General features: G+C 73.9%; 13 protein-coding genes. 10 read left to right on the top strand and 3 right to left on the bottom strand.

Annotated elements, in window-relative coordinates; genetic code table 11:
- Positions 1–13: 13 nt before the first annotated feature.
- The 6 genes from ACTMTJ_RS27010 to ACTMTJ_RS26985 all read left to right on the top strand — a co-directional run bounded on the left by ACTMTJ_RS27010 (position 14) and on the right by ACTMTJ_RS26985 (position 5,336).
- Entirely contained in the window at positions 14–211 is a 198-nt protein-coding gene (locus ACTMTJ_RS27010; protein WP_441220709.1) for a substrate-binding domain-containing protein, read from the top strand.
- Positions 212–490: 279 nt separating this feature from the next.
- On the top strand, positions 491–2,635 hold the full coding sequence (gene helR, locus ACTMTJ_RS27005; protein WP_441220979.1) for an RNA polymerase recycling motor ATPase HelR: 2,145 nt from the start codon (positions 491–493) through the stop codon (positions 2,633–2,635).
- Between the two features lie 75 nt (positions 2,636–2,710).
- A complete protein-coding gene (locus tag ACTMTJ_RS27000) occupies positions 2,711–2,944 on the top strand; it encodes a hypothetical protein (protein ID WP_441220707.1) in 234 nt (77 codons plus the stop codon).
- Positions 2,945–2,952: 8 nt separating this feature from the next.
- A complete protein-coding gene (locus tag ACTMTJ_RS26995) occupies positions 2,953–3,804 on the top strand; it encodes an alpha/beta fold hydrolase (protein WP_441220706.1) in 852 nt (283 codons plus the stop codon).
- A 236-nt stretch (positions 3,805–4,040) separates the two neighbouring features.
- Positions 4,041–4,442, top strand: coding sequence for a PLD nuclease N-terminal domain-containing protein (locus tag ACTMTJ_RS26990; protein ID WP_441220704.1), 402 nt, complete (start codon positions 4,041–4,043; stop codon positions 4,440–4,442).
- Between the two features lie 111 nt (positions 4,443–4,553).
- Complete coding sequence (locus tag ACTMTJ_RS26985) at positions 4,554–5,336, top strand: FHA domain-containing protein (RefSeq protein ID WP_441220702.1); 783 nt, start codon at positions 4,554–4,556, stop codon at positions 5,334–5,336.
- A 9-nt stretch (positions 5,337–5,345) separates the two neighbouring features.
- Here ACTMTJ_RS26985 and ACTMTJ_RS26980 read toward each other — a convergent pair whose 3' ends face one another.
- The 3 genes from ACTMTJ_RS26980 to ACTMTJ_RS26970 form a co-directional block, all read right to left on the bottom strand.
- Complete coding sequence (locus ACTMTJ_RS26980) at positions 5,346–5,609, bottom strand: hypothetical protein (protein WP_441220700.1); 264 nt, start codon at positions 5,607–5,609, stop codon at positions 5,346–5,348.
- Between the two features lie 351 nt (positions 5,610–5,960).
- Positions 5,961–7,217, bottom strand: coding sequence for an MFS transporter (locus tag ACTMTJ_RS26975; RefSeq protein WP_441220698.1), 1,257 nt, complete (start codon positions 7,215–7,217; stop codon positions 5,961–5,963).
- 12 nt (positions 7,218–7,229) lie between these two features.
- Positions 7,230–7,565, bottom strand: a complete 336-nt coding sequence (locus tag ACTMTJ_RS26970; protein WP_441220697.1) for a VOC family protein — start codon at positions 7,563–7,565, stop codon at positions 7,230–7,232.
- A gap of 117 nt (positions 7,566–7,682) precedes the next feature.
- Here ACTMTJ_RS26970 and ACTMTJ_RS26965 point away from each other — a divergent pair, with 117 nt between their 5' ends.
- The 4 genes from ACTMTJ_RS26965 (at position 7,683) to ACTMTJ_RS26950 (ending at position 16,007) form a co-directional block, all read left to right on the top strand.
- Entirely contained in the window at positions 7,683–10,358 is a 2,676-nt protein-coding gene (locus ACTMTJ_RS26965; RefSeq protein ID WP_441220695.1) for an ATP-binding protein, read from the top strand.
- A 94-nt stretch (positions 10,359–10,452) separates the two neighbouring features.
- Positions 10,453–14,112, top strand: coding sequence for a S8 family serine peptidase (locus ACTMTJ_RS26960; protein WP_441220693.1), 3,660 nt, complete (start codon positions 10,453–10,455; stop codon positions 14,110–14,112).
- A gap of 16 nt (positions 14,113–14,128) precedes the next feature.
- Positions 14,129–15,787: an FAD-binding dehydrogenase gene (locus tag ACTMTJ_RS26955; protein ID WP_441220691.1), complete on the top strand. Its 1,659-nt coding sequence runs from the start codon at positions 14,129–14,131 to the stop codon at positions 15,785–15,787.
- A 61-nt stretch (positions 15,788–15,848) separates the two neighbouring features.
- A complete protein-coding gene (locus ACTMTJ_RS26950; protein ID WP_441220689.1) occupies positions 15,849–16,007 on the top strand; it encodes a hypothetical protein in 159 nt (52 codons plus the stop codon).
- The last annotated feature ends 276 nt before the right edge of the window (positions 16,008–16,283 follow it).

Below are 16,283 nucleotides of genomic sequence, written 5' to 3'. Positions count from 1 at the left end.
GGGCGGCGCCAGGTTGGGCGGCGGCGCGGCCGGGCGCAAACGTTATCTCGTCGACCCGCCGCTGACCACGGTCCACCAGCCGCTCACGGAGATGGCCGTGGCCGCGACCGAGCTCGCCCTCGCGCTCGGCCGCGGTGAGAAGGTGCCGCGGGTCGGCGTCGAGCTGGCCACCACCCTCACCGTCCGCGCGAGCACGGCACCACAGACCTGATCTGCCCGCGTCCGCGTCACCTGCGGACCGTTTGCTCCCGCGGGCACCGCTCCGGCCGGCGGCTCGCGGAGCGAGCCGAAATCCCCGGCCTCCACTGCCGGCTCCGCGGGGCAAGCCCACGGCGCTCGTGGATTGGCGGGAATGACAAAGGGAAAGGAGTCGTCTCCTTTCCCTCTTTAACGTATACCGCACCCGGGGGCTTGCGGCAAGACCCCGGTTGTGGCGCAAAATCGCAGGTCGAAGCCGGGATCCGTGAAATTGGGGGCCGATTACGTGAACCTGACGATCAGCGTGTTCAACCTTTCCGACCGCCTTTCCGCAAAGGCCGACCCGGCGTTGATCGCCCGCGACGAGCAGCACTTCGCGGCGATTTCGGAGAGCCTCGAGCAGGCGCTCGCCGACCTGACCGAACGCCTCGACGCCGAGCGCCGGGCGCCCGCCGGCAAGGGTCGCCGGGCGCTCGACCGCGACCAGGAGGTCCGCCGGTTGACCGCTCGCCTGCGCGCGCTGCGCCGGTTCGGCCTGGACCTGTGCCTCGGACGCATCGTCAGTGCGGACGACCCCGAGCCCGTCTACATCGGACGGCAGGGGCTCACCGACAGCACGGGTCGCCGGCTGCTGCTCGACTGGCGCTCGCCCGCCGCCGCGCCGTTCTTCGCGGCGACGCACGCCAACCCGATGGGTCTCGCGAGCCGCCGCCGCTACCGGTGGAACCTCGGCCGGATCAGCGACTACTGGGACGAGGTGTTCACCCCGGACGGGTTCGAGGGGCACGCCGCGCTCGACGACCAGTCCGCCTTCATCGCCAGCCTGGGCGGCACCCGGTCGCCCCGGATGCGCGACGTGCTCGGCACGATCCAGGCCGACCAGGACGCCATCATCCGCGCGGGGTCCGGCGGCGCGCTCGTCGTCGACGGCGGTCCGGGTACCGGCAAGACCGTCGTCGCGCTGCACCGCACCGCCTACCTGCTCTACTCCGACCCCCGCCTCGGGCACCGGCGCGGCGGCGTGCTGTTCGTCGGTCCGCACGAGCCCTACCTCGCGTACGTCGGCGACGTCCTGCCCAGCCTCGGCGAGGAGGACGTGCAGACCTGTACCCTGCGGGACCTCGTCGCCGAGGGAGCCGCGGCGGGGGTCGAGGCCGACCCGGAGGTGGCCCGGCTGAAGTCCTCCGCCGACCTGGTGAAGGCGATCGAGGCGGCGGTCCGGTTCTACGAGGAGCCGCCCACCAAGGGGATGACGGTCACCACCCAGGAGTCCGACATCCGGCTGAGCGCCGGCGACTGGGCCGAGGCGTTCGAGGCGCCGGGACCCGGCACCCCGCACAACGAGGCCCGCGACGAGGTCTGGGAGGAGCTGCTCACGATCCTCGTCGACAAGTACGACGGCGGCGAGCCCACCGACCTGGTCCGCCGGTCGCTGCGGCAGAACCGGGAGCTGGCCGCCGCGTTCAACCGCGCGTGGCCGCTGCTCGACGCGGCCGAGCTCGTCGGCGACCTCTGGTCGGTGCCCGCCTACCTGCGCAAGTGCGCTCCCTGGCTCAGCACCGACGACGTGCGGAAGCTCCAGCGGGCGGACGCGAAGGCCTGGACGGTGTCCGACCTGCCGCTGCTGGACGCGGCCCGGCAGCGCCTCGGCGACCCGGAGGAGTCCCGGCGCCGGCGCCGGGCCGACGCTACCCTCGCCGCCGAACGCGAGCGCATGTCCACAGTGGTCGACGAACTGCTCGCGTCCACCACCTACGACGACGGCGAAGGCGTGCTGATCATGCTGAACCAGCAGGGCATGCGGGACAAACTCGTCGACGAGACGGCGGCACCCACCGCCGAGCCGGACCTGCTCGCCGGCCCGTTCGCGCACATCGTGGTGGACGAGGCACAGGAGCTGACCGACGCGGAATGGCAGATGCTGCTGCTGCGCTGCCCGTCGCGGAGCTTCACCATCGTCGGGGACCGCGCACAGGCGAGGCACGGGTTCACCGAGTCGTGGCGGGAGCGGCTGGAGCGGATCGGGCTCGACCGGATCGACCTGGCCTCCCTCACCATCAACTACCGCACGCCGAAGGAGGTCATGGCGGAAGCCGAGCCGGTCATCCGGGCCGTGCTCCCGGACGCCAACGTGCCCACCTCGATCCGCGGCAACGGCCTCCCGGTCGTACACGGATCGGTCGCCGACCGGGACCAGATCCTCGACAGCTGGCTCGCCGCGCACGCGGAGGGCGTCGCCTGCGTCATCGGCGACCCCACGTTCCGGGAGACGGCGCGCGTGCGGTCGCTGACCCCGGAGCTGGCGAAGGGGCTGGAGTTCGACCTCGTCGTCCTCGTCGACCCGGATACGTTCGGCGAGGGCATCGAGGGAGCGGTCGACCGCTACGTCGCGATGACCCGGGCCACCCAGCGGCTCGTCATCCTCACGAGCTCCTGACAGGACGAGGTGATGCGGTTTCGATGAAGCCCGCCCCGCATGCTGGGTTCTCCGGTACGGCAGAGGAGGATTCCCATGCTTCGAGCGGCACTAGTGGTCACGGCCGCGGTCGGCGCGGCGGTGTTGTCGGGCGTCAGCGCGCCCGCCGCGCCCCACGACGCCCCGGCCGTGTCCACGTTGGACGACGGCACCGTGGACCGCGACGACGTCCTGGACCGGGACGACTTCACCCGGACCATCGACCGCGACGACTTCACCCGCGTCATCGACCGCGACGACTTCGACGGCGGCAACGGCAACGGCGAGTGAGCGCTCCCGTGGGTCTGAGCAGGGCGGTCGACGGGTTCCGGCTGTCGTACGACCGCGGCGGTGCCGGCGTGGCGGCGGTGCTGCTGCACGGGTGGCCGGGCGATCGCACCGAGTACCGCCCCGTCCTCTGCCACCTGCCCGAAATGGACGTCGTGGTGCCGGACCTGCGCGGCTTCGGTGAGTCGGACCGGCACCACGACGAGTCGGGCGCCTGCTACGGCCCGGACGCGCAGGCCCGCGGCGTCATCGGCCTGATCGAGGAGCTGGGCCTCGACCGGCCGGTGTTGGGCGGGCACGACATCGGCAGCCGCGTCGCGGTGGCGGTCGCACGCACGCGCCCGGACCTGGTCCGCGCCCTGGTGCTGACGCCGCCGCTGCCCGGGATGGGCGAGCGGATCCTGAGCCCGGCGGCCCAGCGGGAGTTCTGGTTCCCGGCCTTCAACCAGCTCCCGCTGGCCGCCGACCTCATCGACGGCCGGCCCGACGCGGTGCGCGCCTACCTCCGGCATTTCTGGACGCACTGGGCCGGGCCGGGCTTCACCGTGCCGGACGAGCACATCGACCACCTCGTCTCGCTGTACGCCGAGCCGGGCGCCTTCACGGCGTTGCTCGGGTGGTATCGGGCCAGCGGCGGGGCGCTCGCCAGGGTCGCCGCCGAACGTCCCGCGGAGCGTCTCGCCGCCCCGACCACGGTGCTGTGGCCCGACCACGACCCGCTGTTTCCGCCAGCCTGGTCCGACCGGCTCGACCAGTACTTCGCCGACCTCCGGCTGCACCGCCTGAGCGACACCGGCCACTTCGTCCCGATGGAGTCCCCACGAGAGTTCGCCGCGGCGGTAGCCGCCGCCGCGACGAGCTAGGAATCGAGCTACCGCGATGTCCGCCGCGGTCCAGACCGCTGCTCCCGCGGCCTCAGCCTCCGCGCCCCGGCCCTCGATCAGACCGGCTTGCGTGAAGGATCCGCGCATGCCCCACCGCGGCCCGCCTGGCCAGCTTGTCGTGGCGGGAGACGCACGGCGCCTAGCCTCACCCGGTCGGCCGGCGTACCAGCCGGACGGGGCACACGGCGCCGTGTTCACGCGGCATGATGTCCGGCGTGATTCGTCTCTACGGCCTGCTGTTCATCGTCGACCTGGTGCTGGTCGTCATCGCGCTGATCGACTGTCTGTCCACTGAGGAGTCGGCGGTACGCAACCTGCCCAAGGTGGCGTGGGTCTTCATCATCCTGCTCTTCCCGCCGATCGGGCCGATCGTCTGGTTCGTCGCCGGGCGGCCGCAGAACCGGCGGGTGGGCCGGGCCGGCACCTGGCGCCCGGGCAGTGGCTTCCCGGAGTCCGAGCGCCCCCGGCCGCTCGCCCCGGACGATGACCCGGAGTTTCTCCGGAGCAAGTCCCGCGAGCGGCGCGAAGACGAGGACCTGCTCCGCAAGTGGGAGGCCGACCTGCGCCGCCGCGAGGAGGAGCTACGCCGCCGCGACGGCGACAGCGCGCCCTCCTGAGACCAGCGCCGATATGGGCCGGGTGGGCACCGCGGCGGTGGGGGCCCTACCCTCGACGCAGTCGGATCGAGCGGGTTGGGGATGCGCATGCCGGAGTTGAGTGTTGTCACGGTGCGATCGGGGTCCTGGCACGAGCCGGCGACGGTGGTGCTCGAAGACCCGGCGAGCGGCCGCCACCTGCGGCTCACCGCCCCGGCGGCGGCGCGCCCCGGCCAGGGCGCGGGCGTGAGCGCTGGCCTGGTGCGTGACCTCCTGGACGCGGTCGGTGCGCCCGCCCGCCACGTGGAGATCGGCGAGGCCTCGTCCGCCCCGGCCCAGGTGGTGCTGGTCGTCGGCGACGGTGTGCGGGTGCCCGCGGCGCTGCTGGAGGCGGTGGCGTTCGCGCAGGAGACCGGCATCCCGATCCGCTGCGGCGACGCCGTGCTCGCCACCGAAGGCGTCACGGACGCCGCGCGGCAGAGCCCCACCGTCCGGTGGAACATCGCCGACCCGGCGCCCACCTCCGCGTACCGGGTGATCGACCTCGACGAGACCACGCAGATGGAAGCGATCCAGCTCAGCGTGGCCGACGAGGCCGAGGCACCGCCCGTGGGCGCGCCGGCCGGCGCCGCGGTCCTCCAGATCCGCCAGGGCCCAGGGGCGGGCGCGGTGTTCGTGCTCGACGGCGACGTGGTCACCTGCGGCCGCGACGGCGGCAACGAGATCCTGCTCGACGGCGCCACCGTTTCCCGCAAGCACGCCGAGTTTCACCGCCAGGAGACCGGCTACACCGTGTCCGACCTAGACAGTCTCAACGGCACGTACGTCAACGGCGAGCGCGTCAAGACCGCCGCACTGGCCCCGGGCGACGAGATCCGCATCGGCCGCTACCGGCTCACCTACGCGGCGCGGTGACGGCGGGCGTCAGCGGGTGCACTCCAGGTAGACGTAGACCACCATCGGCCAGAAGTCCTCGCTGTCGACCACATGGCACTGCTCGCTCTCGAAGCCCGCGTCGCCAGCCTGCCCCAACGCGTCTCCGAGGGCGTAGTAGTAGGCGATCCCGGGGCCGAAGCTGCTCGTCCCCTCACCCCGGAACACCCGCGTTTCCACAGCGTGCGCGGCACTGGAACCGGCAAGCGTCAGCCCGACGACAAGCGCGAGAACAGCCAAGACACGACGACCCATACCAATAGGCTAACGTCAATCCCCTCCGCCCGTCGTGGCTTTCTTTCGAAGCATATTTGCCCGCGTCCGCGTCAGCGGCGGACCGTTTGCTCCCGCGGGCACCGCTCCCGGCCGGCGGCTCGCAGGGCGAGCCGAGATCCCCGGCCGTCCACTGCCAGGTCCGCGGGACAAGCCCCCTGTCGCCTTCCCGGATCGCCGGTCCGGGAGCGGGCATTGTGGACAAACGTCGACCACCGCGTGTCGCGAGCTCACATTCACCCGCCCCTCGTTGCGCGCAGGGTTAGCGTGACCAGCGGCGGAGGGTGAGGCCGCGGGAGCGACGGTCTGGACCACGGCGGGCGTCGCGGTAGCTCAGATCTGGCTTTTGGGTTCGGTCCGGCGGAGGACGGCGAAGGCGGCGACCGGGACCAGCAGGAGGGTCAGCGCGCCGGACAGGACCAGGCCGCCGGTGGTGCCGGCCAGCTCGATGAGGGGGCCGCCGGCGGCGAGGCCGAGCGGGGCGGCGACGGTGGCGCCGGTGGTCCAGAGGGTGACCACCTGTTGTTGTTCTTCGGGCGCCAGGCCGGATTGCAGGAAGCTGTAGACCACCGGGGTGAACGGTGCCCACACCAGGCCGCCGAGGCCGAATACGACCATCGCGGCGGTCAGGCTCTGCACCGAGGCGAGTGCGATCGGGCAGAGGGCCCAGAGGGCGATGATCACGATGAGCAGGTGGCGTTGGGGGAGGTGGCGCAGCTGGTTGACGAGTGCGGCGCCGACGAAGGCGCCGACGCCCAGGGCGCCCCACATCAGGCCGAGCGCGGCCGCGTCGGCGTCCAGCTTCGCGCGGACGTAGAGGGGTAGGGCGATTTCGACGGGCATGTACAGGAAGTTGAAGAAGAACTCGACGAACAGCAGGCGGGCGGCCACCGGGCGGCGGCGCAGGATGCGCCAGCCGGACTCGTGCGACGGTGGGCGCCGGGGCATGTCGGGCTGCTTGGCCGCGCGGGCGCGTGGCACCGCCGCGGCGACCGCGGCCAGCAGGATCAGCGCGCCGGCGGCGTCGCAGATGAGCGCGACGCCGGGGCTCGTCGAGGCGACGATCAGGCCGCCCAGGACCGGGCCCACGATGTACAGGGCGAAGGTGGCGTTGAGGCCGAGCAGGCCGTTGACGGCGAACCTGCCCGTTTCGTCCACCATCGACGTGGCCAGCAGGCGACGGCTGCTCGACCCGGCCATGCGGAATGTCGCGCCGATCAGGAGGCCGGCGATGAGCACCGGCAGCGTGAGGTGGCCGGTCAGCGCGAGGACGCCGAGGGTCGCGAAGGTCAGCGATCGCAGCACGCAGTCGGCGACCAGAAGTGTGCGCGGCGGTATCCGCACCCGTCCCAGCCCGATGGACAGGGCCAGGATGGTGGAGATGACGAAGGGTGCCGCCTCGACCATGCCGATGGCGATCGCCTTGGGGACGCCGCCGTGGATGGAGAGGGTCTGCACCGGCATGGCCACGAGGATCATGCCGGTGCCGACGCTGGCGAGCAGGTCGCCGAGCAGGAGTCCAGCCACCCGCCGGTCGCGCAGCACCTCGGGGTAGGACTGGTGTGCCTCGGGGGTGGCGACGGCGGTCATGGCGGTGTCTCCTCAGCGGTCCTGGATCAGGCCGAGCACGTTGCCGTCGGGGTCGGTGAAGGTGGCCACCAGGCGGCCGCCGCCGACGTCGCGCACGGGCTCCTTCGTGGTGGCGCCGGCGGAGGTCACCTCGGCCAGCGTGGCCTCGATGTCGGTCACGTGCCAGTAGGCCACCGGCGAGGTCATGCCCTGCGGGCCGCCGCCGGGCACCAGGCCGATGTGCTGGCCCTCGGTGTCGAAGCCGACGTAGTAGGAGCCGTCGGTTCGCGGCTCGACGCCGAGCAGGGCGGCGTACACGGCCTTGGCCTTGGCGAGGTCGGACACCGGGTGCAAAACGGTCTTGATCATCGTTTCTCCTCGGGTAATGGATCGGACGTGCTCATAGCTTCGCCGCGGGCGGGGGTCCTCCGAATCCGTGCTGACCACGGAGGCGACCACGGAATCCCGGTACGCAAGGATGGGGCCGTGGAGATCTCGGCCCGGGAGGCGGACGTCCTGGCGCTGCTCGGAGACCATCTGAGCAACGCCGAGATCGGTGCGCGGCTGTACATATCGGTGCGCACCGTGGAGAGCCACGTCTCCTCGCTGCTGCGCAAGCTGGAGGTGCCGGACCGGCGGGCGCTCGCCGAGCGGGCCGGCGCGAAGCGGTCCGCGCCGGCGCCGGTGCTGCCGGCGCCGCTGACGTCCTTCGTGGGCCGGGTGGGGGAGCGGGCCGAGCTGACCGAGATGCTCGCCGCGCACCGCCAGGTGACCGCTCTCGGCCCGGGCGGGGTGGGCAAGACCCGGCTCGCGCTGGCGGTGGCCGGGGAGGCGGCCGGCGCGTACCCGGACGGGGTCTGGTTTGTTGATCTTGTCCCGATCAGCGACCCGGGCATGGTGGCGGCCGCGGTCGCCGGCGCGCTGGGCCTCGGCGAGCAGCCCGGCCGCGGCCTGGACGAGTCGGTGGTCGCCGCGCTGGCCGACCGCCGGGCGCTGCTCGTGCTCGACAACTGCGAGCAGGTACGCGACGGGGTGGCGCCGTTCGTCGAGCGGCTGCTCGCCGCGTGCCCCCGCCTGACGGTGCTGGCGACCAGCCGGGCCCGGCTGATGGTGCCGTTCGAGCGCGTGTACCAGGTGCCGCCGCTGTCCCTGGGGCTCGACGCCGTCGCGCTGTTCGTGGACCGGGCGGCCGCGGTGGGATCGCCGCCCGACCCCGGGGTGCGCCACCACATCGCCGCGTTCTGCGAGCGACTCGACGGCATGGCGCTGGCGATCGAGCTGGCCGCCGCCCGGTGGTCGACGCTCGGGCTGGACGGCCTCACCGCCGGCCTGTCCGACCCGCTCCGGATGCTGGCCGGCGGCTCCCGCGCCGACGAGCGGCACCGCTCGGTGCGGGCGGCGCTCGACTGGAGCCACGCGCTGCTGGAGCCCGAGGACCGGGCGCTCCTGCGGCGGGTGTCGGTGTTCGTGGGGCCGTTCACGGTCGCGGCGGCGGCGGAGGTCGCCGGGTACGAGGTGGGCGCCGCCGCGGACGGGCTGGCCCGCCTCGCCGAGCAGAGCCTGCTGGTGGTGACGGCCGGATACCGCGCGCTGGAGACCATCCGCCAGTACGGCGCGGAGCGGCTCGCCGAGTCCGGTGAGCTCGTCGACACGCGGTCCCGGCACCTGCGCTGGTGCCTGGCCAACGCCGCCGGGCTCGCCGTGGTGCGGGACGACTGGCGGGCCCGCTTCGACGCCGTGGCGGACGAGCTGCGCGCCGCGCTCGGGTGGGCGGCCGACCGGCCGGAGCAGCGCGCGGAGGCGCACCGCCTCGCCCGCGACCTGGCGGAGCTGACGTTCACCCGCCAGCTCGTCGGCGAGTCCCAGCAGCGCTACGAGCAGGCGGCCGCGCTCGCGGACGACCCGGCCGCCGCCGCGTCGATGCTCCGGCGGGCCGCGGCCGTCGCCGGTTGCCGGATGCGCGGCGACGACATGCACCGCCTCCAGCTCGCGGCCGCGGACGCCGCCCGCCGCGGCGAGGACACCGCGGGCGCCGCCACCGACCTGGCGACCGCCGCCGCCAACGCGTACCGCTTCTCCGGGAGGTTCGTGCGCGTGCCGACCCGCGAGGAGGCGGTGGCGCTCATCGCCGAGGCGCGCGAGCTGGCGGGCGACGACCCGGCCGCCCAGGCGGCGGTGGCGCTGGCCGAGGCCGGGGTGCTCACCGACGCGTTCGGCGCCGTCCAGGGGCCGCCCGACAACGACGTGCCGGAGACGCTCGCGCGTGCCACGCGGGCGGTCGAGCTGGCCGGCCGCACCGGCGACCCGCTCGCCGAGTCGGCCGCGCTCGACGCGCTGCTGGGCGCGCAGTGCTGGGGCGGTGACACCTTCGGCGCGGCGGCCACGGCCCGACGCCGGGTCACGCTGCTCTCGTCCACATCGGACACTCCAGCCGGCACCCACGAGCTGATCGACGCGCTCGGCATCGCCGCCGAGGCCACCCTCGGCGCGGGAGACCTGCCGGGCGCCCGCCGGTGGGCGCGGAAGCTCGCGGACCACCCGCTGCTGGCGGAGGTCGGGCATCGCGCCACGAGCTGGCTGCTGGTGGCCGACGCGTTCGCCGGCGAGGTCGACGAGGCGGTCGCCGCCCGCTTTCTCGAGGCGTGGCGGCGGGCCGGACACCCCGACCGGTCGTACCTCGCGCCGGCGGTGTCCGCCGTGGCGATGGTGTACGGCCTGCGTGGCGACCACGACGCCCGGCGGGAGTGGCAGGCGGTCCTCCAGCGCCTCGACATCGGCGCGCCGTACACGTACGGCTACGGTGCGGTGTTCGACGCGATCGAGATGCTCCACAGTGGACAGGTTGAGCGGGCGACGGAGCGGCTCGCGCCCGAGCCGAGCGAGGTGTGGCGGTGGGTTACCTGGATCTGGCTGCACTGGTACGTGGCGCTGCGCGCCGAAGCCGCCGTGCTCGCCAGGAGCCCCGAGGCCGCCGACCGCGTGGCCGCCGCGCGGGCCGTCGTGGCCGGCAACCCGGTCGCCGGCGCCATCGTGGACCGGGCGGAGGCGCTGCTCGACGGCGACGCCAAGCGGGTGCGCGCCACGGCCGACGCCTTCGACGCCGCCGGCTGCCCCTACCAGTCGGCGCGCAGCCTGCTGCTCGCGGGCGGGGACGTGCCGTAAAGCCCACGGTATGAGCCTTCTCGGCGCGGTCGGGAACGCGAAGGGGCCCTTCGGCGAAGTACAGATGAGTGCAGCCGAAGACAGGGGAGGGCCGATGAGAAGACGCGCGTTCTTGGCGGGGTTCCTGGCCGTGGTGGTGGGCGGCGGCGTGGTCGCGGGGCCGGCCGGGCGGGCCGAGGCCGAGGCCGCCGGCCGGAGTCCGGCGGACGGCGGGGGATCGTGGGTCACACTGATCACCGGAGACCGCGTGCTCGTGCGCGGCGTGGGTGCTCGGGCCGGCGTCGTGGTGGAGCCGGCGCGGCGGGCGCGGCCGGTGCAGTTCCAGCAGATCACGCGGCGCGGCGACCGGTACGTGCTGCCGTCCGACGCGGCGGCGCTGGTGCGGTCCGGAAGGCTGGACTGGCAGCTGTTCAACGTCACCGGGCTGGTCCGGCAGGGCTACGACGACGCGCGGGTGTCTAGCCTGCCGCTGCTGGTCCGGTACACCGACCAGGCGGCGGCCAAGCGTGCCGCGCCGCGGGGTGCGGCCGTGCGGCGCGGCCTGCCGGGCGTGCGGATGGCGGCCCTCGACGCGGGCAAGGCCGACGCGAGCCGCGTGTGGCGGGAGCTGGCGCCGGGCGGCGGCGGTGTCGAGCGGGTCTGGCTCAACGGGAAGGCGAAGGCGTTCCTCGACGAGAGCGTCCCGCGGATCGGCGCGCCGGCCGCTTGGGCGAAGGGGTTGACCGGCAAGGGTGTGCGGGTCGCGGTGCTGGACACCGGCGTCGACACGGACCATCCGGACCTCGCGGGCAAGGTCGCGGCGGCGCGCGACTTCTCCGGCAAGGGCAGCGTCGAGGACGGCAACGGCCACGGCACGCACGTCGCCTCGACGGTCGCCGGGTCGGGTGCCGCCTCCGGCGGCCGCTACCGGGGCGTGGCGCCGGATGCGACGCTCGCGGTCGGCAAGGTGCTCGACGACGACGGCAACGGCACGTTCGACTCGATCATCGCGGGCATGCAGTGGGCGGCGGGGGAGGCGCGCGCCGACGTGGTCAACATGAGCCTGGGCAGCGGGTACGGCAGCGACGGCACCGACCCGCTCTCCGCCGCGGTGGGCGCGCTCACCCGGGAGTACGGCACGCTGTTCGTGGCCGCCACCGGCAACGACGGCGCGGACGAGTGGGTCTCCGCGCCGGCGGCCGCCACCGAGGCGCTCGCCGTCGGCAGCGTGAGCAAGAGCGACGTGCCGAGCGAGTTCTCCAACCGCGGGCCGCGCGTGGGTGACGGCGCGGTCAAGCCGGACCTGGCGGCGCCGGGTGAGGGGATCCTGGCGGCGTGGCCGGCCGAAGGCGAGGCGTACCACCGGCTCGACGGCACCTCGATGGCGACGCCGCACGTGGCCGGTTCGGCGGCGCTGCTGGCCCAGCTGCGCCCGGCGTGGGGGCCGGGCGAGCTGAAGGACGGGCTGATGAGCACAGCCGACGAGGTCGCGGACGCCAGCCCGTACACGGTGGGCACCGGGCGGGTCGACGCCGGCCGGGCCACCGCCGCCGCGGTCACCGCCACCGGCAGCTTCTCGACGTACCTGCGGTGGCCCAACCAGGGAGCCTCCCGCAAGCAGGCGATCACCTGGCGCAACACCGGCGACGCGCCGGTGACGCTCACCCTGAGCGCCGCGCTGACCCGCCGCGACGGCGCCCCGGCGCCCGCCGGGATGCTCGCGCTGCCGGCCGGCACCGTCACCGTCCCGGCCGGCGGGACAGCCACCGTCGACGCGGTCGTGTCCACCGTGGACGGAGCGGCGGGGACGTACGGCGGGGTCGTCGTGGCCCGCGAGGCCGGCGGTGCCGTCGCCACCCGCACCGCGGTCTCGGTGCTCCAGGAGCCGCCGATGTTCGACCTCGCGGTCGAGCTCGTCGACCGGGACGGCAACGCGCCACCGGAGGGCGACTTCCCGAGCGTCACCATCTACGACCTCGACGACAGCGACTTCTTCTACTGGGGACTGTCCGGGACGATCCGCCTGCCCGCCGGGCGGTACGCGGTGCACACGACGATCGAGACGCCGCGGGCCGGGCGGGAGCCGACGTACAGCTTCGTCAGCCACCCTGAACTGGTGCTCGACCGGGACGTCGCGCAGACCTTCGACGCCCGCGACGGCAAGCCGGTGTCGACCACAGTGGACAACCCGGCCGCCCGCGGCGGGAGCGCGCAGACGCACATCCTGACCCGGATCGCCGACTGCGACTGCACGTTCGGCCTCCTCACCGGCCTCGACCCGCGCTTCCACGAGGCGTACGCGGCGACCCTGCCGGGGACCAGCTCGGCGACGTTCGCCTTTGGACAGTCGCGGCGGGCCATGGAGCCGGAGCTGGAGCTGTTCGCCGACGACGGCGAGCGCTTCGAGGTCGCCACCGGCTGGCTTTCCGGTTCGCCCACGCCCGAGGAGGCGGCCACCCCACAAATGGTCTACGGCGGCCAGGGCACACCCGAAGACCTGGCGAAGATCGACGCGAAGGGCAAGCTCGTGCTCTTCGAGATCCCCGGCGACACGAGCTACGAGGAGGCGTACCGGCGGACCGGGTACATCCGCGACGCCGGCGCGCGGATGGCCATGGTGAACGTGCTGGAAGACGTCCCGCTGGCGGCGGACGAGCCGGCTCCGGCATTGCCCACGCTGCGCGGCTTCGGCCCGACGGCGGCGCGGCTCGCCGCGCTGGTCAAGGCGGGACAGACCACAGTGGAGTACGCCAGCCGCCCGTGGCCCAGCCTGCGGTACGAGCTGGCGTACGGCGTGACCGGGAAGGTGACCACGCCGCAGGTGCACCGCCCGCGCACCAGAGAACTGGCCGCGGTGCGGACCGCGTACCACGACAACGTCGCCGACTCGCTCCGCTACGTCGTCGCGGACACCGACTTCTTCGGCTCGTCCCTCGGCGGTGGCTGGTCGGTGCCGGCGCGGGCGCCGCGGGAGCGGATCGAGTACTTCTCGCCGGGCACCTGGCACCTGCGTGCCCACGGCTACTGGGGTCCGCGGGACTCGCTCGGCGACACGGTGACCCTGGCGCCCCGGCGCACGTACCGGATCGCGTGGAACAGAGCGGTCGCCGGCCCTTCGTTCCGGGGTGAGACGGGCACCGAGTCCGGACCGCGGCCGTGGGCGTGGCGCGACGGCGGCGCGATCGACGTGATCCTCCCGCTCTACGGCGACGGTGCCGGCCGCCCCCGCGTGCCGTTCAGCGAGGACGGCACCGACACCGGCGCGATCAGCCTGTACCGGGACGGCGCGCTGGTCGGCACCGCGGACGTGCCCGACCAGGCCCGGTTCGAGGTGCCGGCCGAGCCGGGCAGGTACCGCCTCGTGGCCGAGACGAGCCGTTCGGTGGACTGGTGGCCACAGTGGACGAAGGTGTCGGCGGCCTGGACGTTCCGCTCGGCGGCCGCCGACGAGGGCACGGCGCTGCCGCTGCTGACCGCCCGCTTCGCCCCGCCCGTCGACCTCCGCAACCGGGCCCCGGGCGGCCGCTCGTTCACTTTCCCGGTGTACCTGGAAAGGCAGGGGACCGGACCCGTCGCCGTGCGGAAGCTGTCCGTGGAGGTCTCGTACGACGACGGCCGCACCTGGCAGGCGGCGAAGGTGAAGCGCTTCGGTCCACAGTGGACGACCACCGTGCGGCACCCGGCGGACGGGCACGCCGCGCTCCGGGCGAAGGTGACCGACACGGCCGGCAACACGCTGGAGCAGACAGTGCTGCGGGCGTACCAGATCGCCTAGCCTATGGTTACGCTCCATGGACGCTGACGTGATCGTGGTGGGGGCCGGCCTCGCCGGGCTGGTCGCCACCGCGGAGCTCGCCGACGCGGGCCGCCGGGTCGTGCTGCTCGACCAGGAGCCGGAGCAGAGCCTCGGCGGCCAGGCGTTCTGGTCGTTCGGCGGGCTGTTCCTGGTCGGCTCGCCCGAGCAGCGGCGGATGGGCATCCGCGACTCGGTCGAGCTGGCCTGGCAGGACTGGCTGGGCAGCGCCGGCTTCGACCGGCCCGAAGACGAGTGGCCGCGGCGCTGGGCCGAGGCGTACGTCAACTTCGCCGCCGGGGAAAAGCGGGCCTGGCTGCGCGCGATGGGCCACCGGCTCTTCCCGGTGGTGGGCTGGGCCGAGCGCGGCGGCGGCGCGGCGGACGGCCACGGCAACTCGGTGCCCCGCTTCCACATCACGTGGGGCACCGGTCCGGGCGTGGTCGAGCCGTTCGCCCGCCGGGTGCGCGAGGCGGCGGCGCGCGGGCTTGTCGAGCTGCGGTTCCGGCACCGCGTCGACGGCCTGGTCACCACCGGCGGCGAGGTCACCGGCGTGCGCGGCCGCGTGCTGGAGCCCAGCGACGCCCCGCGCGGCACCACCAGCTCGCGCGTGGAGACCGGCGACTTCGAGTACACCGCGCAGGCCGTGATCGTCACCTCCGGCGGCATCGGCGGCGACCACGACCTGGTACGCAAAGCCTGGCCGGCCCGCCTCGGCCCGCCGCCGAAACGCATGGTGGCCGGCGTCCCCGCCCACGTCGACGGCCGCATGCTCGCCATCACCGAGGCGGCCGGCGGCCAGATCATCAACCCGGACCGGATGTGGCACTACACCGAGGGCCTGCAAAACTGGGACCCGGTCTGGCCCAACCACGGCATCCGCATCCTGCCCGGCCCGTCGTCGCTGTGGCTCGACGCCACCGGCCGGCGGCTGCCCGCGCCGCTGTTCCCCGGCTTCGACACGCTCGGCACGCTGCGGCACCTGATGGCCACCGGGTACGACTACAGCTGGTTCGTGCTGACCCAGAAGATCATCGAGAAGGAGTTCGCGCTTTCCGGCTCCGAGCAGAACCCCGACCTCACCAACCGCAGCGTCCGGCAGGTGCTCCAGCGGGTGCGGCCGGGCGCACCCGGCCCGGTCGAGGCGTTCAAGCGGCACGGCGCCGACTTCGTCGTGGCCGACACGCTGCCCAGGCTCGTCGCCGGCATGAACGACCTCGCCGAGCGGGCCGGCGGCCCAGCCATCGACCCCGCGGAGCTGCGGCGCGTGATGGTGGCCCGCGACCGCGAGATCTCCAACCCGTTCAGCAAGGACGCCCAGGTGACCGCGATCCGCGGCGCCCGCTCGTACCGCGGCGACCGGCTCGTCCGGGTCGCCACGCCACACCGCCTCCTGGACCCCAAGGCGGGCCCGCTCATCGCCGTCCGCCTCAACATCCTCACCCGCAAGACCCTCGGCGGCCTGCACACCGACCTGTCCGGCCGGGTCCTGCGCGCCGACGGCCAGCCGCTGCCCGGCGTGTACGCGGCCGGCGAGGTGGCGGGCTTCGGCGGCGGCGGCATGCACGGCTACAACTCCCTGGAGGGCACCTTCCTCGGCGGCTGCCTCTTCTCCGGCCGCACAGCCGGCCGCGCCGCCGCCACCGCCGTCAGCTAACCCCGAGCCGCGGAGCGCGTGAGGCTTCCGGTGACCTCCTCGCGCTGTCAGAATGCCGGGCATGGACGAGACGAACGAAGACCAGGGCGCGACGATCGGGCGGCGGGCGTTCTTCGGGCGGACGCTGCTGGCGGCTGGCTCGCTGGCCGGCCTTGTCGCGCTCACCGGCTGCCCCGGCGGCGGCGATGGCGACGACGATGACGATGACGACGACGACTAGAGCTATCTGATCCAGGGCCGGCGCCCGGCGTGAGCTTCCTTCGAGGGCATATTTGCCCACGTCCGCGCCAGCTGCGGACCGTTTGCTCGGGGTCCCCGGGGAAACGTGGAGCGCAGCGGAGCGTTTTCTTGGGGTGCTTTCCCGCGGGCACCGTTCCCGGCCGGCGGCTCGCGGAGCGAGCCGAAACCCCCGGCCGTCCACTGCCAGGTCCGCGCGACAACCCCCCGGGGTCTTCGCGGCCAGTAGCAGGCCCCTACCTCCGACATCCTGACGCAG

It is taken from the genome of Phytohabitans sp. LJ34 (genome assembly GCF_052068095.1).
Lineage (GTDB): Bacteria > Actinomycetota > Actinomycetes > Mycobacteriales > Micromonosporaceae > Phytohabitans.
The sequence above is the reverse complement of the archived record's forward strand: the minus strand, read 5'-3'. Positions and strand labels throughout refer to the sequence as shown.